Annotated in this window: 33 protein-coding genes; 23 read left to right on the plus strand and 10 right to left on the minus strand. The window is 42.2% G+C overall.

The window, feature by feature from the left end:
- Nucleotides 1–5: 5 nt before the first annotated feature.
- The 10 genes from ssb to J8Z28_RS07655 all read right to left on the minus strand — a co-directional run bounded on the left by ssb (nt 6) and on the right by J8Z28_RS07655 (nt 6,532).
- Nucleotides 6–662 (minus strand): single-stranded DNA-binding protein, encoded by a 657-nt coding sequence (gene ssb, locus J8Z28_RS07610; protein ID WP_250660198.1) that lies wholly within the window; start codon nt 660–662, stop codon nt 6–8.
- Between the two features lie 50 nt (nt 663–712).
- Nucleotides 713–1,528: a DUF2303 family protein gene (locus tag J8Z28_RS07615; RefSeq protein ID WP_250660199.1), complete on the minus strand. Its 816-nt coding sequence runs from the start codon at nt 1,526–1,528 to the stop codon at nt 713–715.
- A gap of 41 nt (nt 1,529–1,569) precedes the next feature.
- The gene (locus J8Z28_RS07620) at nt 1,570–1,917 is read right to left on the minus strand and encodes a YfdP family phage-associated protein (RefSeq protein WP_250660200.1); all 348 of its coding nucleotides are present in this window, start codon (nt 1,915–1,917) and stop codon (nt 1,570–1,572) included.
- Between the two features lie 10 nt (nt 1,918–1,927).
- Nucleotides 1,928–2,068, minus strand: coding sequence for a hypothetical protein (locus J8Z28_RS07625; protein ID WP_250660201.1), 141 nt, complete (start codon nt 2,066–2,068; stop codon nt 1,928–1,930).
- Nucleotides 2,068–2,832: a hypothetical protein gene (locus J8Z28_RS07630; protein WP_250660202.1), complete on the minus strand. Its 765-nt coding sequence runs from the start codon at nt 2,830–2,832 to the stop codon at nt 2,068–2,070. The genes J8Z28_RS07625 and J8Z28_RS07630 overlap by 1 nt, the downstream gene beginning before the upstream one ends.
- A 16-nt stretch (nt 2,833–2,848) precedes the next feature.
- Complete coding sequence (locus tag J8Z28_RS07635) at nt 2,849–3,091, minus strand: hypothetical protein (protein WP_250660203.1); 243 nt, start codon at nt 3,089–3,091, stop codon at nt 2,849–2,851.
- 55 nt (nt 3,092–3,146) lie between these two features.
- Complete coding sequence (locus tag J8Z28_RS07640; protein ID WP_250660204.1) at nt 3,147–4,316, minus strand: DUF1351 domain-containing protein; 1,170 nt, start codon at nt 4,314–4,316, stop codon at nt 3,147–3,149.
- A 15-nt stretch (nt 4,317–4,331) separates the two neighbouring features.
- Nucleotides 4,332–5,258, minus strand: coding sequence for a Rad52/Rad22 family DNA repair protein (locus tag J8Z28_RS07645; RefSeq protein WP_250660205.1), 927 nt, complete (start codon nt 5,256–5,258; stop codon nt 4,332–4,334).
- Between the two features lie 4 nt (nt 5,259–5,262).
- Nucleotides 5,263–5,535 carry a hypothetical protein gene (locus tag J8Z28_RS07650; RefSeq protein WP_250660206.1) on the minus strand — a complete coding sequence of 91 codons (273 nt, stop codon included), beginning with the start codon at nt 5,533–5,535 and terminating at the stop codon, nt 5,263–5,265.
- Between the two features lie 352 nt (nt 5,536–5,887).
- Nucleotides 5,888–6,532 (minus strand): LexA family protein, encoded by a 645-nt coding sequence (locus tag J8Z28_RS07655; RefSeq protein ID WP_250660207.1) that lies wholly within the window; start codon nt 6,530–6,532, stop codon nt 5,888–5,890.
- 114 nt (nt 6,533–6,646) lie between these two features.
- Between J8Z28_RS07655 and J8Z28_RS07660 the strand changes: the two genes are divergently transcribed.
- The 23 genes from J8Z28_RS07660 (at nt 6,647) to J8Z28_RS07765 (ending at nt 18,433) form a co-directional block, all read left to right on the plus strand.
- Nucleotides 6,647–6,853: a Cro/CI family transcriptional regulator gene (locus tag J8Z28_RS07660; protein ID WP_250660208.1), complete on the plus strand. Its 207-nt coding sequence runs from the start codon at nt 6,647–6,649 to the stop codon at nt 6,851–6,853.
- Between the two features lie 12 nt (nt 6,854–6,865).
- Nucleotides 6,866–7,393 (plus strand): phage regulatory CII family protein, encoded by a 528-nt coding sequence (locus J8Z28_RS07665; RefSeq protein ID WP_250660209.1) that lies wholly within the window; start codon nt 6,866–6,868, stop codon nt 7,391–7,393.
- Between the two features lie 2 nt (nt 7,394–7,395).
- Nucleotides 7,396–7,680: a hypothetical protein gene (locus J8Z28_RS07670; protein ID WP_250660210.1), complete on the plus strand. Its 285-nt coding sequence runs from the start codon at nt 7,396–7,398 to the stop codon at nt 7,678–7,680.
- 513 nt (nt 7,681–8,193) lie between these two features.
- Nucleotides 8,194–8,403: a TraR/DksA C4-type zinc finger protein gene (locus J8Z28_RS07675; RefSeq protein WP_217874309.1), complete on the plus strand. Its 210-nt coding sequence runs from the start codon at nt 8,194–8,196 to the stop codon at nt 8,401–8,403.
- A gap of 2 nt (nt 8,404–8,405) precedes the next feature.
- Complete coding sequence (locus J8Z28_RS07680; RefSeq protein ID WP_250660211.1) at nt 8,406–8,630, plus strand: hypothetical protein; 225 nt, start codon at nt 8,406–8,408, stop codon at nt 8,628–8,630.
- Between the two features lie 61 nt (nt 8,631–8,691).
- Complete coding sequence (locus tag J8Z28_RS07685; RefSeq protein ID WP_250660212.1) at nt 8,692–9,627, plus strand: replication protein; 936 nt, start codon at nt 8,692–8,694, stop codon at nt 9,625–9,627.
- Entirely contained in the window at nt 9,627–10,196 is a 570-nt protein-coding gene (locus J8Z28_RS07690) for a hypothetical protein (protein WP_250660213.1), read from the plus strand. Before J8Z28_RS07685 ends, J8Z28_RS07690 begins: the two co-directional genes overlap by 1 nt.
- Before the next feature lie 4 nt (nt 10,197–10,200).
- Complete coding sequence (locus tag J8Z28_RS07695) at nt 10,201–10,623, plus strand: hypothetical protein (protein WP_250660214.1); 423 nt, start codon at nt 10,201–10,203, stop codon at nt 10,621–10,623.
- The gene (locus J8Z28_RS07700; RefSeq protein ID WP_250660215.1) at nt 10,620–10,832 is read left to right on the plus strand and encodes a hypothetical protein; all 213 of its coding nucleotides are present in this window, start codon (nt 10,620–10,622) and stop codon (nt 10,830–10,832) included. Before J8Z28_RS07695 ends, J8Z28_RS07700 begins: the two co-directional genes overlap by 4 nt.
- Nucleotides 10,819–11,142, plus strand: a complete 324-nt coding sequence (locus tag J8Z28_RS07705) for a hypothetical protein (RefSeq protein WP_250660216.1) — start codon at nt 10,819–10,821, stop codon at nt 11,140–11,142. The genes J8Z28_RS07700 and J8Z28_RS07705 overlap by 14 nt, the downstream gene beginning before the upstream one ends.
- A 1-nt stretch (nt 11,143) precedes the next feature.
- A complete protein-coding gene (locus J8Z28_RS07710; RefSeq protein WP_250660217.1) occupies nt 11,144–11,746 on the plus strand; it encodes a DUF1367 family protein in 603 nt (200 codons plus the stop codon).
- Nucleotides 11,739–12,086 (plus strand): DUF1364 domain-containing protein, encoded by a 348-nt coding sequence (locus tag J8Z28_RS07715; RefSeq protein WP_250660218.1) that lies wholly within the window; start codon nt 11,739–11,741, stop codon nt 12,084–12,086. The genes J8Z28_RS07710 and J8Z28_RS07715 overlap by 8 nt, the downstream gene beginning before the upstream one ends.
- Complete coding sequence (locus tag J8Z28_RS07720; protein WP_250660219.1) at nt 12,077–12,520, plus strand: hypothetical protein; 444 nt, start codon at nt 12,077–12,079, stop codon at nt 12,518–12,520. The genes J8Z28_RS07715 and J8Z28_RS07720 overlap by 10 nt, the downstream gene beginning before the upstream one ends.
- Nucleotides 12,521–12,525: 5 nt before the next feature.
- Nucleotides 12,526–13,095 carry a hypothetical protein gene (locus tag J8Z28_RS07725; RefSeq protein ID WP_250660220.1) on the plus strand — a complete coding sequence of 190 codons (570 nt, stop codon included), beginning with the start codon at nt 12,526–12,528 and terminating at the stop codon, nt 13,093–13,095.
- A gap of 275 nt (nt 13,096–13,370) precedes the next feature.
- The gene (locus J8Z28_RS07730; RefSeq protein ID WP_250660221.1) at nt 13,371–13,592 is read left to right on the plus strand and encodes a hypothetical protein; all 222 of its coding nucleotides are present in this window, start codon (nt 13,371–13,373) and stop codon (nt 13,590–13,592) included.
- Nucleotides 13,589–13,861 (plus strand): hypothetical protein, encoded by a 273-nt coding sequence (locus J8Z28_RS07735; protein WP_250660222.1) that lies wholly within the window; start codon nt 13,589–13,591, stop codon nt 13,859–13,861. Before J8Z28_RS07730 ends, J8Z28_RS07735 begins: the two co-directional genes overlap by 4 nt.
- 439 nt (nt 13,862–14,300) lie before the next feature.
- Nucleotides 14,301–14,639 (plus strand): Gp49 family protein, encoded by a 339-nt coding sequence (locus J8Z28_RS07740; RefSeq protein ID WP_250660223.1) that lies wholly within the window; start codon nt 14,301–14,303, stop codon nt 14,637–14,639.
- Complete coding sequence (locus tag J8Z28_RS07745; RefSeq protein ID WP_250660224.1) at nt 14,629–15,120, plus strand: lysozyme; 492 nt, start codon at nt 14,629–14,631, stop codon at nt 15,118–15,120. Before J8Z28_RS07740 ends, J8Z28_RS07745 begins: the two co-directional genes overlap by 11 nt.
- Nucleotides 15,095–15,580, plus strand: coding sequence for a hypothetical protein (locus J8Z28_RS07750; RefSeq protein WP_250660225.1), 486 nt, complete (start codon nt 15,095–15,097; stop codon nt 15,578–15,580). Before J8Z28_RS07745 ends, J8Z28_RS07750 begins: the two co-directional genes overlap by 26 nt.
- The gene (gene lysC / locus J8Z28_RS21965; protein ID WP_502934620.1) at nt 15,471–15,713 is read left to right on the plus strand and encodes an Rz1-like lysis system protein LysC; all 243 of its coding nucleotides are present in this window, start codon (nt 15,471–15,473) and stop codon (nt 15,711–15,713) included. Before J8Z28_RS07750 ends, lysC begins: the two co-directional genes overlap by 110 nt.
- On the plus strand, nt 15,706–15,978 hold the full coding sequence (locus tag J8Z28_RS07755) for an HP1 family phage holin (RefSeq protein WP_250660226.1): 273 nt from the start codon (nt 15,706–15,708) through the stop codon (nt 15,976–15,978). Before lysC ends, J8Z28_RS07755 begins: the two co-directional genes overlap by 8 nt.
- Complete coding sequence (locus J8Z28_RS07760; RefSeq protein WP_250660227.1) at nt 15,978–16,700, plus strand: hypothetical protein; 723 nt, start codon at nt 15,978–15,980, stop codon at nt 16,698–16,700. Before J8Z28_RS07755 ends, J8Z28_RS07760 begins: the two co-directional genes overlap by 1 nt.
- Nucleotides 16,700–18,433: a terminase large subunit gene (locus J8Z28_RS07765; protein ID WP_250660228.1), complete on the plus strand. Its 1,734-nt coding sequence runs from the start codon at nt 16,700–16,702 to the stop codon at nt 18,431–18,433. Before J8Z28_RS07760 ends, J8Z28_RS07765 begins: the two co-directional genes overlap by 1 nt.
- Nucleotides 18,434–18,435 lie beyond the last annotated feature (2 nt).

Here is an 18,435-nt window from a genome sequence, read left to right on the forward strand (position 1 = left end):
CTTCCTTACATACACATCAATAGAGCAGGGTACTGCAAGCCGATTGGCGCGAACGGGATATCATCATCAAAATCAATAGGTGGCTCCATTGGGTTTTGTGGCCCACCTTGTTGCTGGTTGTTATAACCGCCTTGTTGCTGGTTGTTATAACCGCCTTGCTGAGTACGCTGCGAGTTCTGCTGGCCCTGCCTTGGTGCTGATTGCTGGCGTTGATTGTTGTAACCACCTTGCTGTTGGTTTTTATAACCGCCTTGTTGCTGGTTGTTATAACCGCCTTGTTGCTGGTTGTTGTAGCCGCCTTGTTGCTGATCTCCGCCGCGAGCGCCTAGCATTTGCATCTGTCCGCCCATATCAACAACGATTTCTGTTGTGTATTTTTCTTGGCCTGATTGGTCGGTCCATTTGCGAGTTTGCAAGCGGCCTTCAATGTAAACCTGTGAACCTTTACGCAAGTATTCACCAGCTACTTCAGCAAGTTTCCCGAACAAAATGACGCGATGCCATTCTGTGCGCTCTTGCAATTGACCTGTATTTTTATCCTTCCAACTATCAGTTGTAGCCAAACTGATATTTGCCACGCCATTGCCATTAGGCATATAACGTACTTCTGGATCTTGTCCTAAATTGCCAACCAAGATGACTTTGTTAACTCCGCGAGCCATTGTTATTCTCCTGTTATGGCCCTCGCATAAGGGCCAGTTAAAATAAAGGTTTAAATAGTGCCGATGAATGTTTGAAGCAGGTTATCTTTGAAGCCATCAACAACCAATGCCTTAAACTCGTTTGCCATATCCTCTTTTTTGGATTCGAGTTTGATAACGCGCAGGGAAACGAGAGGCTTGTCACTGCCTGTAAGTATTGATAAACGTAGCTGGAAAGTTGTTTCGCCTAAGCCTTGGTAGGGAATACATTTAAAGTCAATGAAGCTTGGCAATGCGTCACTGTTTTTTGCTTCGACACTATCTAGCGCGCTGGCTTGGTAGCCAAAGTCATCAACTTTAGAATTGATACTTCTTGCTGCTTCGATTGTTAAGTCACGCAGTTTTTTGCTGGCTTGAGCTGGTGTCATAACTTCACCAGCCGTACTTGTAATATTTAGATGGTCGGCCCAATCTTCTATAAAATCACCGGCTTCTTTCTGGCTTAACTTTGCGCCAGCTATGCTTAACAACGCTCGGTAAGCTTCTGTTCTTTTCAAGTTCAAATTCGCTGTGTGATTTTGATGCTCTGGCTGATCTTCGTTGCCGAGGTCGAATATTAATGACGCGCTCATGCTTTCGGGATCAATAAAGCACTTTGCGTTATCGTTATCGTACTCTTGCGCGTAATCAAAGAAGTCGGATGGTAGGGCCGTGTTAAAATTCAAGCGATAGCTTGCTCTAAATGGCATGTATTTTTCTAAGTCCTGAACTCTGAAGCTGTCAGGCACTAAAGCAACGGGGACTTTTGTTGCACTAATTTGCGCTAATAACGACGGAATATTTGCAGACTCTTGGATTAGTTGAATAGCTGATTTGTCTAATGACATAACTTAATTACCTTTTGGTTTGTTTTGAAATTGATTGCTGATTACTGTTGAACCAGTGAAAATTGGCCGTTGTATTCTTCTTTCGGCTGCTCAATTGTTAGAACACCACCTTTGCCAACATAAAAAGGTGTTTCATTGGTAGCTGTCTCCGCTTTTGCCCCACGCTTTGTTAATGCTGTAAATGACACCTTGCTTGATAGCATTACCTGGTTGTTGTCACCGACCTGTTGAAATGAAAGTTCAATATTTACTTTTCCTTTGCGGTTTTTTCCGCCGTGAATAACTTGCCCTAAAGCCACTTCGCTTAGCATGTGTTGTAGCTTTGCTTTAAAAGCGCCTGCTTCAAGTTCAGAGAAAAACGCATCTACGTCTGTTTTGATTTGTGCCATTTTCGTCACCTTACTTTGTCGTTAAAATTACAACTACAGCAACAGCAACTACGCGAGCGCCGTTTACTATCGCCATTTTTAAAAAGTCTTTTTTCTTTCTCGCATCACAAGCACGAGAAGAATTACCAATTAATGCCATGTAATCGTGCATTAGTAGTGACTCCAAGAAGTATCGTAGTCATCGGGATCAAGTCCTCGATCAAGCTCTATTTGGCCTTTCATTGCATACACGTTAAATAATATTTTTTCCATTCGATATAAGCGGCCCATTGATAGAGTTTCACCTGGCTTTTTATCATCAACTTTAACTCTTAAAATATCGTATTTACCCGTCTCTTTATCTTTGCTTAAGTACAGATAAAACGAGCAATCATGTTCACTTTGGTGTTCTTGTTTATCAATGTAGATTGATAGCGAGTTACCCGGCTCAGACCATGAGTAATTGGCGTCGTTTATAATTAGGGTTATTTCTCCTTCTGCTTCATTATCTTCTTGTGCTTCTTCAAGTAGCGAATTAACGATGTAAGAAAGCGTTATGCTTTCTGGTACTTCCGCCAATATTTCTGCAAATTCTTTATCAAGAACCTCGGTGAGTCTTGAGTCATAAAAACCTTGTGCTGCAACTTTTAAACGGTTTATTACAAAGTCGTGATACGTCGGCAAGTCACCTATACTTTCTAACTGAGGCATGATGGCCTTGGTCATTTTTTCTCTTAGAGCTTTGCCTAAATCGCTGTAACTACGAAAAACATCATCTGCGGTTGACTCTATAAGAGAATCGACCTTTTTGCTGATGGCTACTTCAAGCGCTCCGGCTTGAATTTTTTCATTTAAAATACGACCGAACATTTCTTGTACTGTTGTACTACTTGGATCGATTGTTGGTGTAAATTCTTCTTTTGTTTCGTTACTCATTTTTATTCCTTATTGTTTAAGCCGCTCGGCTAGCTTTTTCTGTTGGTTTGATACCGCCAAACTCTAAGATCATCGCGTGCATTTTCTTACATACACTTACCGCTTCTGCTCGATTACGAGTGACTTTGCAGCCAGGTAAAACCCATACTTCCACATCATCGACTTTTGATGCTTTTACGCATGCAGCGCCGATCACAATGTCTTTTGTGCGTAAGTGCTCGTTCATTCTGTGCTGCGCTATTCTTGTTACTGAACCCATGTTGATACCTTTGATAAAGGCGCGCCCGTAGGCGCTGCCGTGGTTGGAGAATGTATTAAGCTGCTAGCGCTTTGTTTAATTCTGCTTCTAAGAAAAGAATGTGACTTTCCGCTACTTCTAGCTGATCACATACACTGTCTAATACGTCGCTTTCTGCACGCTCTTGATCACTAGGCCATACTTGCAACGGTTGATAGCCAGTGATTTCTTTCGAGCTTTCAAAAACGTCAGAGTGAATAGTGCTGCCGAGTAGCGGGGCGTTTTCGTCCAGCTCAGTATGAATAGCCGTTGTTTGCGTATCGCTAACTGGCTCGTTTTCGTAGGTCGGCGCTGCTTCGTGAGTGGTTTCTTGTGGAGCATTTTCTGCTTGTGTTTGAACTTGCGCGGCTTCAACCAGCTTGGCTTGTGTAAGCATCATGCGCAATTGCTGAATTACCTGTGCTTGAAGCTGGATAACTTCATCTAAACGTGGACCAAAATCATTAGCGCTTGGCGTGTAGTTCTCAAGTTGAGTAATGCGGTCTTGGATCATTTGGCTTGGTTTGCCTAAATATTCCATTGGATTGTTGCGCAGGTTGTTAATGCGGTTTTCAATGGTGCGCTCTTTTTCGAGTTGCGCTTGTTGTGCGCGTAGCTCTTCGCGTTCAGCTTCAACTTTTTCATTCGCTTTTGCTGTTTGATACATTTCATTAAGCGTGTCGATCACTTCTTTTTTAGTGTCGATAGCTTCGTGAATAACGTCCTTATGGAAAACGTCTGTTTCAATTAAATCCACAGATTCAAGTGCGTCAGCAATGTATTGTGAGTCTTTACCTTTGCATTGCTGAATAAAGCCTTTAATGTCGGCAATTTCCAATCGTTGCTTTTCAAGCATTGCGTCATGCTCAGCTTTGATTCTGGCCGCTTCTTCTTTGCGGTGCTTATCTTCTTCTTCAAATGCGATGACGATAGGATCATAAATCTCGTTAACTTTAGAAATTAAATCGTCGCCGTGGCCTTTTAGCTCGCTTGTAAAGCTAATACGACGATCATTGATTGCCTTGGTTAGCTTGTTACGTTCAGTGCGGATTTTACGAGCTTCTTTAAAGTCGCCATCATCTTTCATGTTTAACGTGAATGATTTAGGGTACTTCTTGCGTAAATCTGCTAAACCTTGCTTTGTTAGGTCCTGCTGAAAAACAACTTCTACTAGGTTTGTTGCAGTGCTTTGCTTTGATGTAGTCATGGTGCTATGCTCCATTTAGTTTCTTAGGTTGATTAGTGCTTGTTGATGCGCTTCGTTTACCTGGCTAACAAAATTGGTTGCGTCAATTTTGTTAGCTCTACAATGGCCCTTAACCTCTTGAAGCAATTTTTTATGGTTAAGGTTTAAAATTGATTCGTTTTCAGCGTTGATAATCAGATCACTGATTCGCTGAATAAGCCACGAATGAAACTCTTTGCTTTTTTCGATTGCTTGCTGCTCTGCTTGCTTTTCAAGTTCTGCTTTTTTAGCTTTTGTTAGTGCGTTCACTTTGTTGCGCAATTCTATTTTATTAAACGCCTCTGCTGCTCGACGCGCAGTTTCGTAAACTTTTTTAAGCTCACTAAGCGAGTTAGATTCTTTAATTGCTTCCAGATAAGGGTTAAGGTCCGCCCTCGGTAAAGCCCATGTTGGCAAGGCAGGCGGGAACCAATAACACTCGATTGAATCTTGTTTGCGCTTGTTGCGGTTATCTTTGTAGACGCGAGCGTAAAAACCATCTTCTCGCGCATCTTGGCCGGCATCGTTTTTTGCAATTACAGTCACGTAATCCGCTTCTAGCGCATATAAGTAGCGTCCAATTCCGAACTGAACAGCTGCGCGCTTCATTGAACCAGACAACGCGCCTTTTAGTTTTTCAATCGATGTAAACTCAGCGCCGTCGTACTTAGTGATCCACTCGTTATCAACACGAATAGATAAGCCACATAAATAGCCGCTTTCTGTTTTTTCGTATTCGTTGCGCCAATTCATTGGGCCTAGAACTTCATCAAGTCGCGCTTGAATGGCGCGGTTATCAACATAAGCAATGGCACGAACCCAAGGATTACCTTGAAATGAAATGCCACTGGCTTGTACGCGCCACTCTAAATGCTCAGGCTCGAAAGGGTCGGCTAGTCGTTGGAATATTTGCTTAGCGTCCATGGTCTTAGCTCACTAGATCTAGAGGGCAGTTAAGCTGATTAAGCTCGTCAGTTACTGTATTGATTTTTTGAGCTGAATCTTTCGCATTTAGCAAGATGGTTTCTAAGGCAACAGTCTCTTTTGACTCGTCTTTTATGAATATTGAAACCACATCATTAGCTGGTGAAATATTCACGCAAGCTGTGTGCTTAGCTAGTGCGAAAGTAAGTGATGCTGAAATTAAGCGGTGTAATGCCAATTCAACAGACTGTTTATGTTGTTTAGTGTTGCTATCCATGTTGATACCTTTTTGTATAAACTATTAAATAATTAAGTTCAGTATAGGTAATTATACGTTTCAGTCAAGATGTTTGTTTAATTATTTATACAAGATAGCCGGAAGATACTTAAAAAGCCACTGATCGAGATTGCTTTGTTAAAAGCTTTTCTTTAAAGGGAGAAAACGTAATGAGGGTATTGGCTAACCTGTAAGCTTAGTGCACACAGGTCATTTATAGAAAATAGTTTTGAAGTGCAATCACTTATATTTGCAAGGTTTTATATATACAGTGTCACTAGATGAATCACATAAATGAGGCAGTTAAAATTATCAATGTGTTTATGGTAAGTCCTTTTTTCATGTATCACCTTTAAAAATCTTGTATCACTTGTTTGACTACACCAATAATTGTGCAGTTTCCGTTAATGGGCATAGTAGGGTAGCTATTATTAAAGGGTTTTAAATACTTTGTGCCACCGTCTACAACAAGCTGCTTTAAAGTTGCTTCGTCACTTTCTTCTAATCTAGCAACTACTACTTTTCCATGCTCCGCTTGCATATTTGGATCGACAATAATAACAGAGCCTTCGGGTATTGATTTTCCGCCTGTAAAGCTGGTCATGCTGTCACCTTTAACACGAAGTGCAAAGGCATCATCACTAACATTGGCAGTATGCTGATAAAAACTGATATCAGATGCTTGTCGCAAGCTTTCCATGTCTATTTCTTTCCACTTTCCAGCTTGAACCCATGAGATAAGAGGAGCTCTTCCTCTTAAATCAGGGCCAAGTTCTAATTCAACGGCCCCTTCAGGTGTCCCAACGCCAGTAGACAGCCACCTTGCATTGCAACGAAGAGCTTTGGATAGCTTCAATAAATTTTCACCTGAAGGTACGGCCTGTCCTGTCCTCCAGTGGCTAACAGATGCTCTGCCAGTGCCAAGCTGTCGAGCAAGGTCACTACCTTTGACCCCTAAAGTATTCATGCGAGAAATTAATCTTTCTGAAAAGCTCATTTGTGACCTGAAAATGTTTAGTTATCTATACATTGTATTTAAAGTTCGTTTGTTTGTGTTGAACAATTCTTTTGTATAACCTATTATACAAAGACGAAACACAAGGAGCGCTTTATGAAAACTCAAGACGCTATCGATTACTACAAAACTAAAGCGGCATTAGCCAGAGCTTTAAAATTAACTCGCGGCGCGATCACACCCTGGGTAGAGGCAGGGCGATTGCCAAAAGGCAGAGCATGTGAGCTTCAACTTATTACAGGCGGCCAATTAAAAGTCGATCTGTCTCTGTACGAAGATGAACAACCTGATACCGCAGCATAAGGAAGAATATAAATGCTTTTATCAAAGAAAGGTACGTGTGCTCATGCGCCTGTTACACGATGCCCAATGGCAGCAGCAGAAAGTTTTAAAAATGATTACAACATTGCTGAGCTTGCTAGGCAGATGGGCGTAAACCCAACCGTTTTAAGAAGTAAGCTAGATGATAGTTGCGATACACACATTCTTGGGTATCGACAAATTATTGCAATGTCAGACCTAACACAAGACTACCGTTCACTAGAAGCCTGGGCATTTAGCGTAGGTAAAACAGTTGTGGATTTGCCTGATGTTGGCTTATCAGATGAAGAGCTAGCAGACCAAATACTTCAGTTACAAGCTGGGTGTGGTGACTTTGCCAGAGCTGTTCACATTTCACGTTCTGACGGCGTTATTACCGAATCAAATTTCGATGTTATTCAAAAGCGAGCACAACAAGCTATTACAGCTATTTTGCATGTAACAGCTGAGCTCGAGCAAATGGTTCGTCCTGATCCAAATGAACCGGATTCAGTGAAAGCTACATCATTGAAGGTGGCTTGAATATGAGTGACGAGCTCATGAGTTTTATTAATGAAGATACGCCGCCACCTTGGTTGCATCTGGTTGATAAACCCATTTTTGCAACGGAGCTTAAATGGGCTGAATGGCCTGAATCAAAACTTAGGGAATTCAGAGATTTGTTTTGCGAGCATGGCGAAGTGCGCCTTGATCGCATTATCTATTGGGACTTCATACCCACAGGGGCAAATGTACACCGACTGGTCATGAAACCAACTAGGCGGTTTATTGAATTTTGCTTTGCACACCGGGCAGAGCACAGGTGGTAAGTGATCAATATTTGACATGTTTAGTCCTTTTGTGTGTTGGGTTTTTGTGATTCGCACTTGCATGCTAGCAGACAAAAGGGCGCTTTAAAATTGGCAGTTTGTGATGTGTTAACTGTGAAAGGTTAGCAATGGTGAGGGTGCCTAGCCACCGTTAGTGGGTGGCTAGGACTTTCTTATAAGAGCCCTGCAGTGTATAGCGCTAAAACCATCGATGCTAATGCATAGATAATTTTAGAGATATCTACAGTGATCTTAACAGAGACTTGAAACTTCATGAGAAATCTCACTCCATCACAAGTCGCCGAGCGCTCAGCGACCAATGAAAATTTGGCCGACGAGTTCCGAGCCTTGCAAACTCGGAGGCAAGGGAGGGGGAGTCTATTAGTCCCTAATCACGTCTAGGGCAACGGCCTGTGCAAGCCAATAGACTAACTCTCCCTGTCGCTACCGCCTATAGCGAACATACAGAATGTGTGTTTTTTAAAACTTATTCAAGAAGTTAATGGAGTCGTAATGGATGCAGCTGATAGTGCTCAAATTGAAATAGAGCGAGAACAAGAAAGACAGTTAGCGAACTTAAAACAAGAAGATATTCAAGAGTCATTAGATTGTGTTGAGTGCGGTGCTGATATTCCTGAAGAGCGTAGAAAGGCAGTTAAAACGAATTTGTGTATTGGATGCGCTGAACTTCAAGAAATACAAAGACGCCAATTTAGGCGTTGAGTATGAGCTTTATAGTTCGTCATTCTATAAGCATTGGGGTGCTGCTGATGGTGATAAGTACTCTCGCCAGTAAACATGAAACAATTTCTGATTTATTAGCCATGTTAGCTGTGATGGCTTTTGTAATTAACTTAATTGGTTGCGTGGTTATTGGAAGAAGAAAACTGAATAAAGCAAAAGAATTCAAGGCGCGAGCTACAACAAAGGCTGATGTAACTCGCAGATAAAACAAAACCCGCATCAGCTTTGACAGGCAGGATAGCGGGTTCAGTAATAACAGGAGTAAGTATGGCTAATTTAGCAGAAATTTACAAGTTCCCTGTATCGCAGGATGAACCAACATGCAATCAAGTGGTACGGCATGAACATAAAGATGGTGGGTATGTGAAAGCTGATATTGAAAACGGCTACGACAGGCTTGCGCAAAAACTAACGGACACGCTTGCTAATCCGCCAGTGAAGCTAAGTGCGCGTGAGTATCAAATAATTTTTGCTGTTATTGGTAAAACGTTTCGTTGGCAGAAAAAAGTAGATTGGATCACGAATACTCAGCTTAGTAATTTGACTGGTATTGACAGTACAAACATTGGAAAAATTATAAAAGGTTTGGTGTCAAAAAAAGTGCTGGTCCGCGATGGTAAAAGTACAGGTGTGAATCCTGTTGTGAGTGACTGGGTTGAAATTGAGACTAGTCAGAAACAACTAAAAACTAGTCAAAAACGACTAGTTAAAAACGACTCTAAAACTAGTCAAAAACGACTAGCAGACTCGTCAAAAACGACTAAAAAACTAGTCGAAAATGACTGCCACATAAGAAAAGAAACTAATACAAAAGATAATAATAAAAAAAGTACCAAAAAAAGCCCGCTCGAATTATTTGATTTTTCTCTGTGGCCACAAATGCCATCACAACAAATTTTTGATGATTGGGTTGCAATGCGAAAAGCAAAGAAGGCGCCACTAAGCCAGACAGTGATAAACACTTTTGGCAACCAACTCACAATAGCTTTTGATAACGGCATTAGCGTTGATGATTGTTTGTCTGAGTGCATAACTAGAAATTGGCAGGGTTTCAAATACAACTGGATAGCGAATTCAAATCAAAATAACTATGCGCCAAGCCATTTCAGCCAGCGGCAAAACGGGAACGTTGGCGATCAACTGGCAGCGCTTCAGCAATCAGTCGCGCACATACCAACACCACACGATGACGAGGTTCTTTGATGAATACTCAAATATCAAAAATAAACCAGACCGACAAACGACAAGCCAATGACGTTCTTGTAAAACTGATCAGCGACGAAGTGTTGCCATCGCTTAAAGCATACTACCCAAACAGCGATTTTAACTGGCGCGGAAACCTGGTGATGTTTGCAAACGAATATGCCAAACAGCTGTACGGTATGGGGATCATTGCTAAGCATGTTCGTGCAGCGCTTGAAATGGCCCGCTTACTTTCGACAAGTGAGCGGTACGCGCCTAATCCTATCGAGTTCAAAATCTTATGCTTGCAATCTCGCGGCATGCCAACACTTGCGCAGTGTATGGCTGAGATAAACGAGCAGCGAATTAAAAACTACGGAAAGGACAAAGAATGGTCTGAGCCTTTAGTTTACTGGTTAAACCAAAAAATCGCTGCAGCTAGAGCCAACATTGCTGATAGCGCATGGCAAAAAATGGCTAAGGAACAGTACACAATCCTTGCTGATCTTTACGGCAAAAATGAATTAAGTCCGATACCGTTAAAGATTGAGCATAACGCGCCGCCGGCTTACCTAAAGTACGTGGGATAGAGCAATGAAATCCTACGAACAAGACCAAAAGCAATTTATTCGAGCACTAAAAGAGATTTTAGGGGATAGCTACTGGTCAGTGGTTAACGATGCACGAAAAGCTAAAGCAGCGATGTTAGACGGTGTTCGCAATCCAACACCGAGACAAATCAATTTAGCTACGGCAGCAGGTAACAGAGTTATGACCGAGGCTGCAAAGCAGGTTGGAGTACCTAGTGTTACGCAATACATCAAGGATCAGAAAGAAGCGGCTAAGGCCAAACACGCACAGCGCAATAAAACACACAGCCAAAACAGACAAGCAGCTCGACGTATTGAAAACGTAAAAGCAACACCAGGCAATTTTACATCAAGCAAGGTGCCGCCAACGCAAGGTTATTCGCTCAATGACTCGTTAGAGCAAATATTCAAGGCGGTGAGAGCATGAAGTTACGTGATATTGAGGGTGGCACTGAATTTATATTGAAGCGAAACGGTAAAGCGTACAAGAAAAGCGTTTCATACAAATCACCAGGCTTTGACTTGTACGTTTGCACAGAAGTCTTAAGCAGAAAAGCTGGCCGTAAATTTAATTTACACGGCGGCTGTGAAATTGAAATTTTAAACAAAGAGGAAACAACTAATGCCAGCAACTAAGAAAAGCACATTACAGCAACTATCACCAACCGGCGAACTGATCAGCGATGGTTTTTCATCAGCGGCCAAGGGGATTGCAGCAAAAGATATTCAAGATGGCGTACAGCCCAATACTAACAAGGCCGCAGGGTTAATGATTCACTTTTCAACCGTGTTCATAGAGCGCCATAATTTGTCCCTAGAAGAGCGCGACGCATTGTTATCTGTAACGGCAGAGGTTTTAAAACTTGCTCATAGAGAGGAAGTTCAGAAGCAAGAAGTTCAAAAGCAAGAAGCTGAAACGCAGCCGCAAAAAGAAAAGGCCGCTTAAAATGCCAGCCGAATTAACGCTAGTTAAGCGCCAAGACGGATTGATGGAAGCAGCAACACAAGCTGACTTTGACACTCTGAGTAATTGGCGACCGGGCCGAGGCTATAAAGTGAACGCCGTTAGGTTGAGCGATCGCGCTCTTGGTTATCATCGTCGCTATTGGGCCGGACTTATCGCTTTAACGCTTGACTATTGGCAACCAACTGGCGGCTTGATAGGAAGCAGTGAAAAAGCGGTGTTAACTAGCGTTATTCGATACGCAGAGTTACAAGGCGCAGAGACAAGCGGCCTTAAAACATTTTTCAATGCGTATCTATCTAACCTTAAAACCAAGCGTGCTAGCACAGTAGAAGTGCCACACAAAAGCAAGGAAGCACTGCACGAATGGATAAAAGAAGAAGCTGGCTTGTTTGATTTAGTTATGACACCGAAAGGAGCAAAGCGAGTAACTAGATCAATCAATTTTAATTCAATGAGCGACGAAGAATTTAGAGAGTTTTACAAAAAGGCGTTCACTGTTTGCTGGAATTTTGTTTTATCAAAAACATTCGATGATCCAGAAGAAGCAGAATATGCAGCACATCAACTAATAGCACTTGGATAACGAGAACAACATGAGCTTTATAAAAAGAAAACCAGTTTTTAGTAAGAAAATACGCGAAAGCGCCAAGGGCCAAGAGTGTCAAGTTCGCATACCAGGCGTATGTAACTTTGATCCATCAACAACAGTATTAGCCCATGTTGGTCGTGGTTCGGGCATATCGCAAAAATGTGATGATATTCATGCGACTTATGCTTGCTCACATTGCCATGACGCAATAGACGGACGGACATCATTAGGCGATCAGCGTTTAATTCGGCTAAACGCATACGAGGGCATGCTAAGAACGCAAGTCATCTTGCTGGAAGAAGGCTTAATAGAGGTTCCAAGCGCATGCAAATAATAACCGTAGGCATAGATCCAGACACAGATAAAAGCGGCATAGCCATAGTAGTTAATAAACAGATTATCGACCTAGCAACGGTAAAGCTTTTTGATTTAATCGAGTATTTAGACGCAGCAGGACCAAAAGACACAATTGTCGTAAAAGTCGAAGATCCAAACATGATAAAACCGCTGTTTGGCGAGAAGGCTAAGAACAAACGAGCGATACGCGAAAAAATATGCCAAGACGTTGGCGGCTGTAAAGCTGTGGCCCGACTTATATGCGAACTGCTAGAAAGCCACAACTACAAAGTAATCAAAGTAAGACCGCTAAAGGGGCCAATAAAACGCCAAGCTAAAAATGACGGCAATTATTTCAACAAGATCACAGGCTGGAAAGGCCGCACAAACGAAGATAAACGTGACGCAGCAATGATTGCGCTTTGGGGGTAAATAGAATGCAGCCGATCAAACTACTAGCAAAACTAACAACTAAAACACTTAATCTAACTGGTACGTTTGGCGGCAGTGGTCAAGACGTCATAGATTGGAGATCGGCAGCCCACGCACTAGCGGGCTTACCGCCTTGTCAGACTAGCTGGGCCTACTTTAGATATGTTGGTGAAGAAACAAGGCTAAAGCGTGTAGTGCGTTCTTTAACTATGCATGCAACGCTTTTTATCAAGATACGGCAGTACAAGATAAAGCCAGACACATTAAACGGCCTGGTAATGTCAGCAGTGTATGAGCACGTACAGCCGGTATGTGGTGAATGTGATGGCAGTGGGTTAGCGCCAGGTGAGAAAGCAACAAGTTTAAATCCAGAAATTTGCACACATTGCCATGGCAGAGGACGCAAACCAATATCAAAAAGAAGCCGGTGCCAAATAATCGGTATCAACCACAAAAGCTACAGCTGTGCTCATGATGAAGTGACCAAGGAGCTTTTAAGGCTAATAAGCGAGTGGGAGCGAGACATATTTAAAAATATTCACGAAAAAATGGCAGAGGACGACAACGCAGCATGATAACAGCAGCAGAATTGGCAAACGCAGTTAATCGATTGCCGGATCCTGATACGTTTAGTTATGACTCTATTCAAATAATACTGCATAACGTTTTGGAGCCATCAGTCAACAGTAAGAACGCCAATGTTAAAACAACATATATGCAACAGAGTACGGTGACTTTTGTTAGACGTAATATTTTTGGCGTTAACACATGGACATTAGAGAGCGTAGAGATCAAAAATACGGCATAGATGTATGGGCTCTTAATAGCATTCAGGTCAAGAGGGATAAGCATGAGCAATATAATTTTAAGTAACGAAGAGCTTAAGGCGATAAAAGACAAACTCCCTAAGCATTGGACTGATGAACAACCTGACTTTTACGAGGTAGATTACGAACCGAATCAATTAGAGTCATTTAACCCTAATGAAGATATATCTAAGCTAGCTATAACTAGGTTAACTTTTAAAAGGGTAATGACAGGGCCGCACACTTTTAAGTGGGAGTTAGTATGACAGAAGCAAAGCTAGTAGATGAATACGGCATTTTACATATTTTGAAACGACATAACGCTGAATCAGCACTATCAGAAATTGAAGCAGTGCTTGATGCGTTCTGCAATCAGTATATGAGTGATCATGCTGAAATAAGAAAATCAGCATTTGTAGAAATGGTTTGCCATCTAAAAGTAGCAGTCATTGAAAGTAAAGGCGATAACTCTGTGTTAAGCACCAAGATAAAAAAGCTCATTATTCAGCTAGACGAAGATATAGATCAAAAATAACGGTCTATCTATTAATCTGAAAACGAAAACCGACCAATTGACCACCAAAAAGACCGATTTAGCGCGATAATTTAATGTTTTCGCGCTTTTTTTTGGTCTATTCGGCAGTAAAAATAAATGTACCGACCTTGTTTAAGTTGTTGATTTTTATAAGTTAACAAGTTGAAGCGGTCTATTTTTAGAGATGGGATCAGGGAAAATTTGATCTTTTAACTCCTTTGATCCATTTTATTTTATATTTTCCGTGTACTGGCTCAATTTGGGATAGCAAAACTACAAGCCATGGATAACTTGCAAACCCCCCAATCCTGATATAGTATTTTCCATGTTGAAGAAATCCGCTTAGTTTATGACTGAGCGGATTTTTTTTGCTTAAAATGTGTTGTTCCGTTTTGCCCGATCATTTGGTCGGGCTTTTTTGTGGGCGAAAGGTTGAGTTATGACTAGCGATAAAGAAATGTGCAATGACTTTGAAAGCAATGGATCTATTTATCCCAAAGTCTCGCCCGATCATATTGAAAGTCTGATGAATCAAGTTAAGTATGATGTTCAGCTAGTAGCAGACACGACAACAACTATTGTCACTGGTTACATTACTATGGGAGCGGTTGACTTTACTTTAGCCACAGCAACTATGGCTTGTGTTGATAAACGCAACTTTAACAAAAAGCTTGGCGCTAAGTATTGCACTGAGAAATGTGCAGCTATGTGCAAAGATAAACTGTGGGAACTGGAAGGTTACTTGCTAGCGAAAAAGGTAAGCAGTAATGAAAGCTAGCAAACTAACAGCGCTGGGCTTAACTGCGGTTCTTGCGGCAGCTGGTGTAACAGTTGCGACATTTGAGGGCCAAGAGTTAACCGGCTATGTTGATCCTGTTGGCATTGCAACCACTTGTTACGGACACACACAAACAGCAGTAGTTGGCAAAGAGTACACAGAGGACGAGTGTTTAAATTTACTCGCAGGCGACTTAGCTAAGCACAACTCGCAGTTAATGAGCGTGGTAAGCGTCAATCTAAGCCAAGGCGAGCACATTGCTTACTTGTCATTTCATTACAATGTTGGTCCAGGCAATTTCCGCAGCAGCACATTGCTAAGCAAGCTAAATCGCGGTGATCGCATTGGCGCTTGTAATGAGTTGGCGCGCTGGATTTATGCTAAAGGTCAAAAGTTACCAGGCTTAATCACTCGCAGAGAAAAAGAGCGCGCAATGTGCCTGGATGGAGTCACTAATGTTAAAACTGTTCAGCAGCATTGAAAGGGTGACTATCGTCGCTCTATTGGCGGCACTCGCTTACGCAACATATCAGATTGTTATTATTGAAAACGAATTAAAAGAAGCAAACAAAAAAATAACAACAAAAAGCCTAGAGATAGACAATCTCACGATGCAAGCCGAGTTTTTAACTCAAAGCGTCAAACTTACCGAAAAACAAAATGCCAAGTTGATAAGCGAGCGCAATACATTATCGCGCTTAAATAATGCTTATCAGTTGGAAGTAAGCTCTTTAACTAGCAGCTTGCACAAAACTCAAACTGAAATTAACAAACTACGAGAGTCGAGCGATGAAGCAATTAAAACATGGGCTAATGATAGCGTTCCTTGTGATGCTGTTCGCTTGCTCAAGTACGCAAGAGCCAGTGAGTGTGACAAGGACGGTGGTACAGACAGAGTACGTGTACCTAGCACCGCCGGAAGAATATCTATCAAACTGTAGCGTTGACCACAAACAAATAGCAGGTAATGCGACGTTGTTAGCGTATGCGCAGTATTTAGAGTATGTCATAGACAAATGCAATGAAAACATTAAACGAATTAAACAATGGGCCAGCGAAGTTAATAATGGATAGATCAACAGCAGCAGCAAGCTACACTGCAAGTATCGGCACTGGTGTCGGCGGTTTATTGTCACTTAACAACATGGCGCTGGCGCTTGGTATTTTATTTACTGTGATTACATTCCTGATGAACTGGCGCTATCAGAGCAAAAAGCACGAGCTTGAGCTTCAAAAGCGCCGTGAAGATGCTGAGTACCATAAGGCACGTATGAGAGAACTGGTGCGTGACGATGAACAAGCATTAGCTGAGTGCAAGGTAAACAGCGGTGATCAGTAGTGTCAAAATGGTCGGATTTAAACGCATTATTTCAAGATGAGCACGTTAAAACTGGCATATCTGTTACTGAGTTTTGCGAAAAACACGGATTAACGTATAACACGGCACGCAAACACATAAGAGCAAGAGTCGCTGTAGAGCGGAAGCGACAAGCAGACCCAAAGCCAACCAAGCCGAAACAAACGCCAAAAAAACAAAAACGAAAAGTTGCGTCTGGTAAAGATGCGCCGAACTACAGGCATGGCGGTTACACAAAATATTACAAGGACGAGATAAACAATCTAGTCGAAGCGACAACGCTGGATCATGAGCTTGACTTGTGTCGTGCTCGCATACACATGGTTATGCAAGCAGTTGATGGCATAAATAAGACGCTCGACGATCCTGATTTAGACGATCCTGACTTAAAAGTCCGCATGTATGAGTCTCTTTTTAAAGCAGAGCAAGCGTTAGATAAAAATGTAGGCCGTGTTGAGTCGATTGTTAGAACGCTATCAGCGCTCGAAACTGATTCACTGACGCGCGGCAAGCTGGTTGTTGAAACTGCGAGAATATCACAGCAAACAAAAGCGCTTGTTAATGCTACCAAGCGTGGCAAGCATCAAGCAGAAATTGCAGAGCACGAAGCGACCAAAGCACGTAAAGAAGCGGGCGGAACAAGTAAGCTTGATAACTTCATTGATAGTCGTACTGACGGCTTAGATCAGGTGGTAAGTGAATAATGCAACCAAAGCTTGCTAAATACCCTAAAAGCACCTGGTTAACTGAAGAAGAACGCTTCACCTTAGATGATGTAGAACTCTTAGAGCGTTGTGAGCCTTATTTAGACTGTTGGTGGTGGCGACTAAACAATCTCTACATTATCGCTAACGAAAAGGGCCAAGAGGTTTTATTTCGTTGTCGGTTAGCACAAACCATGTTGTTTATGACGATGTGGTTTTTAAACATCATCTTAAAAGCACGTCAGCTGGGCTTTAGTACAGCTATTCAAGTTTTTATTCTTGATCACGCTATGTTTAACGATAACAGGCAGTGTGGCGTTATTGCTCAAGGTAAAGACGAAGCAAGCGCAATATTTGCGTCCAAGATACTTTACCCATACGAACGGCTACCTAGCTGGCTAAAAACAGGCAAGCGCTCGATTAAAAGTAAAACGGGCACTGGCATTTGGTTTAATAATGATAGCTGGGTACGTGTCGCGGTGTCGTTTCGCTCCGGTACGCTTCAGGTGTTACACGTATCAGAATACGGCAAGATATGTGCTCAATACCCATTACGGGCAGAGGAAGTTAAAAGCGGCTCATTTAACGCTGTGCACGATGGCTCATTGATATTCGTTGAGTCTACAGCAGAGGGCGCAGCAGGTAACTTTTTCGATATGTCATGCGAGGCAATGGAGTTGCTTGAGTCGGGCATTGCGTTAACCAGGCAAAATTTTAAGTTTCATTTTTTTCCATGGTTTGAAGATCCAAAATATATCGCTCCTGTACCAACCGGCGGCTTAAAGCTAACAAAATCACAAGATAAGTATTTTGCATCCGTCGAGCTCGCTAACGGTATTACGCTAAGCGACGAGCAAAAAAGCTGGTATATCGGCAAGGAACGCACGATGAAAGACAAAATGAAGCAAGAGTTTCCATCTACGCCAATGGAAGCGTTTTTGACTTCAGGCCGCAAAGTATTTGCTAGTGATGACTTAATGCGTGTTGAAGGCCGTTGCAAAAAGCCTCTTATTGTTTATGAGATTGAGCCCTATACAGGCAAGCTCAAAAAGATGAATGGCAAAGTGGACCTATCATCTAAAGCAGCTGACAAGCTAGCACAATCAACATTAGGTTACTTGCTCGTTTGGGAACTGCCAGACGATGACGAAGAATATGCGATCGGAAGCGATGTTGCAGAAGGACTTGAACATGGCGATCGCAGCTCATTAGATGTATGCGCAAAATCAGACGGCCGACAAGTGGCGCACTGGTTTGGTCATATAGATCCTAAGCGCTTTGCTCATATCAACAAACATATTGGCCTGATGTATAACAAGGCGTTTATAGGGGTTGAGCGAAACAACCACGGTCACGCAACACTGCAAGAGTTAGTTGAAATTTACCCAACCAGCAGGATTTACACGGAAGAACATATTGATCGTGAAGATACGGACGAAGAAACCAAAAAAGTAGGCTGGCATACCAGCGCACAATCAAAGCCAATACTCACAAGTGGCCTAGATGAACTACTTACTCACGACAAAGACGGTATTGTTTGGCGAGGAACAGCCAACGAACTAAACACCTTTGTTTACGATAAAAAAGGACGAATGGGCGCGCAACCAGGCGGATTTGATGACCAAGTTATGAGTTACATGATTGCGCAAGAAATGCTGGTACGTATGCCTAAGAAACTAGTTAAAGATAACAGACCCGCACCACACAACCCTAATCATTGGATGGCAGTATAATT

The organism is Pseudoalteromonas sp. SCSIO 43088 (assembly GCF_023650795.1).
GTDB lineage: Bacteria > Pseudomonadota > Gammaproteobacteria > Enterobacterales > Alteromonadaceae > Pseudoalteromonas > Pseudoalteromonas shioyasakiensis.

What these genes read in the sequence shown, in the direction of transcription:
- lysC (WP_502934620.1), top strand. Translation starts at nt 15,471, where the DNA reads ATGCTGTTCGCTTGCTCAAGTACGCAAGAGCCAGTGAGTGTGACAAGG.
- J8Z28_RS07685 (WP_250660212.1), top strand. Translation starts at nt 8,692, where the DNA reads ATGGCTAATTTAGCAGAAATTTACAAGTTCCCTGTATCGCAGGATGAA.
- J8Z28_RS07700 (WP_250660215.1), top strand. Translation starts at nt 10,620, where the DNA reads ATGAAGTTACGTGATATTGAGGGTGGCACTGAATTTATATTGAAGCGA.
- J8Z28_RS07765 (WP_250660228.1), top strand. Translation starts at nt 16,700, where the DNA reads ATGCAACCAAAGCTTGCTAAATACCCTAAAAGCACCTGGTTAACTGAA.
- J8Z28_RS07730 (WP_250660221.1), top strand. Translation starts at nt 13,371, where the DNA reads ATGAGCAATATAATTTTAAGTAACGAAGAGCTTAAGGCGATAAAAGAC.
- J8Z28_RS07650 (WP_250660206.1), bottom strand. Translation starts at nt 5,535, where the DNA reads ATGGATAGCAACACTAAACAACATAAACAGTCTGTTGAATTGGCATTA.
- J8Z28_RS07720 (WP_250660219.1), top strand. Translation starts at nt 12,077, where the DNA reads ATGCAAATAATAACCGTAGGCATAGATCCAGACACAGATAAAAGCGGC.
- J8Z28_RS07675 (WP_217874309.1), top strand. Translation starts at nt 8,194, where the DNA reads ATGGATGCAGCTGATAGTGCTCAAATTGAAATAGAGCGAGAACAAGAA.
- J8Z28_RS07655 (WP_250660207.1), bottom strand. Translation starts at nt 6,532, where the DNA reads ATGAGCTTTTCAGAAAGATTAATTTCTCGCATGAATACTTTAGGGGTC.
- J8Z28_RS07745 (WP_250660224.1), top strand. Translation starts at nt 14,629, where the DNA reads ATGAAAGCTAGCAAACTAACAGCGCTGGGCTTAACTGCGGTTCTTGCG.
- J8Z28_RS07665 (WP_250660209.1), top strand. Translation starts at nt 6,866, where the DNA reads ATGCTTTTATCAAAGAAAGGTACGTGTGCTCATGCGCCTGTTACACGA.
- J8Z28_RS07660 (WP_250660208.1), top strand. Translation starts at nt 6,647, where the DNA reads ATGAAAACTCAAGACGCTATCGATTACTACAAAACTAAAGCGGCATTA.
- J8Z28_RS07725 (WP_250660220.1), top strand. Translation starts at nt 12,526, where the DNA reads ATGCAGCCGATCAAACTACTAGCAAAACTAACAACTAAAACACTTAAT.
- J8Z28_RS07640 (WP_250660204.1), bottom strand. Translation starts at nt 4,316, where the DNA reads ATGACTACATCAAAGCAAAGCACTGCAACAAACCTAGTAGAAGTTGTT.
- J8Z28_RS07750 (WP_250660225.1), top strand. Translation starts at nt 15,095, where the DNA reads ATGTTAAAACTGTTCAGCAGCATTGAAAGGGTGACTATCGTCGCTCTA.
- J8Z28_RS07705 (WP_250660216.1), top strand. Translation starts at nt 10,819, where the DNA reads ATGCCAGCAACTAAGAAAAGCACATTACAGCAACTATCACCAACCGGC.
- J8Z28_RS07690 (WP_250660213.1), top strand. Translation starts at nt 9,627, where the DNA reads ATGAATACTCAAATATCAAAAATAAACCAGACCGACAAACGACAAGCC.
- J8Z28_RS07710 (WP_250660217.1), top strand. Translation starts at nt 11,144, where the DNA reads ATGCCAGCCGAATTAACGCTAGTTAAGCGCCAAGACGGATTGATGGAA.
- ssb (WP_250660198.1), bottom strand. Translation starts at nt 662, where the DNA reads ATGGCTCGCGGAGTTAACAAAGTCATCTTGGTTGGCAATTTAGGACAA.
- J8Z28_RS07740 (WP_250660223.1), top strand. Translation starts at nt 14,301, where the DNA reads ATGACTAGCGATAAAGAAATGTGCAATGACTTTGAAAGCAATGGATCT.
- J8Z28_RS07670 (WP_250660210.1), top strand. Translation starts at nt 7,396, where the DNA reads ATGAGTGACGAGCTCATGAGTTTTATTAATGAAGATACGCCGCCACCT.
- J8Z28_RS07735 (WP_250660222.1), top strand. Translation starts at nt 13,589, where the DNA reads ATGACAGAAGCAAAGCTAGTAGATGAATACGGCATTTTACATATTTTG.
- J8Z28_RS07755 (WP_250660226.1), top strand. Translation starts at nt 15,706, where the DNA reads ATGGATAGATCAACAGCAGCAGCAAGCTACACTGCAAGTATCGGCACT.
- J8Z28_RS07630 (WP_250660202.1), bottom strand. Translation starts at nt 2,832, where the DNA reads ATGAGTAACGAAACAAAAGAAGAATTTACACCAACAATCGATCCAAGT.
- J8Z28_RS07625 (WP_250660201.1), bottom strand. Translation starts at nt 2,068, where the DNA reads ATGCACGATTACATGGCATTAATTGGTAATTCTTCTCGTGCTTGTGAT.
- J8Z28_RS07620 (WP_250660200.1), bottom strand. Translation starts at nt 1,917, where the DNA reads ATGGCACAAATCAAAACAGACGTAGATGCGTTTTTCTCTGAACTTGAA.
- J8Z28_RS07635 (WP_250660203.1), bottom strand. Translation starts at nt 3,091, where the DNA reads ATGGGTTCAGTAACAAGAATAGCGCAGCACAGAATGAACGAGCACTTA.
- J8Z28_RS07645 (WP_250660205.1), bottom strand. Translation starts at nt 5,258, where the DNA reads ATGGACGCTAAGCAAATATTCCAACGACTAGCCGACCCTTTCGAGCCT.
- J8Z28_RS07680 (WP_250660211.1), top strand. Translation starts at nt 8,406, where the DNA reads ATGAGCTTTATAGTTCGTCATTCTATAAGCATTGGGGTGCTGCTGATG.
- J8Z28_RS07695 (WP_250660214.1), top strand. Translation starts at nt 10,201, where the DNA reads ATGAAATCCTACGAACAAGACCAAAAGCAATTTATTCGAGCACTAAAA.
- J8Z28_RS07615 (WP_250660199.1), bottom strand. Translation starts at nt 1,528, where the DNA reads ATGTCATTAGACAAATCAGCTATTCAACTAATCCAAGAGTCTGCAAAT.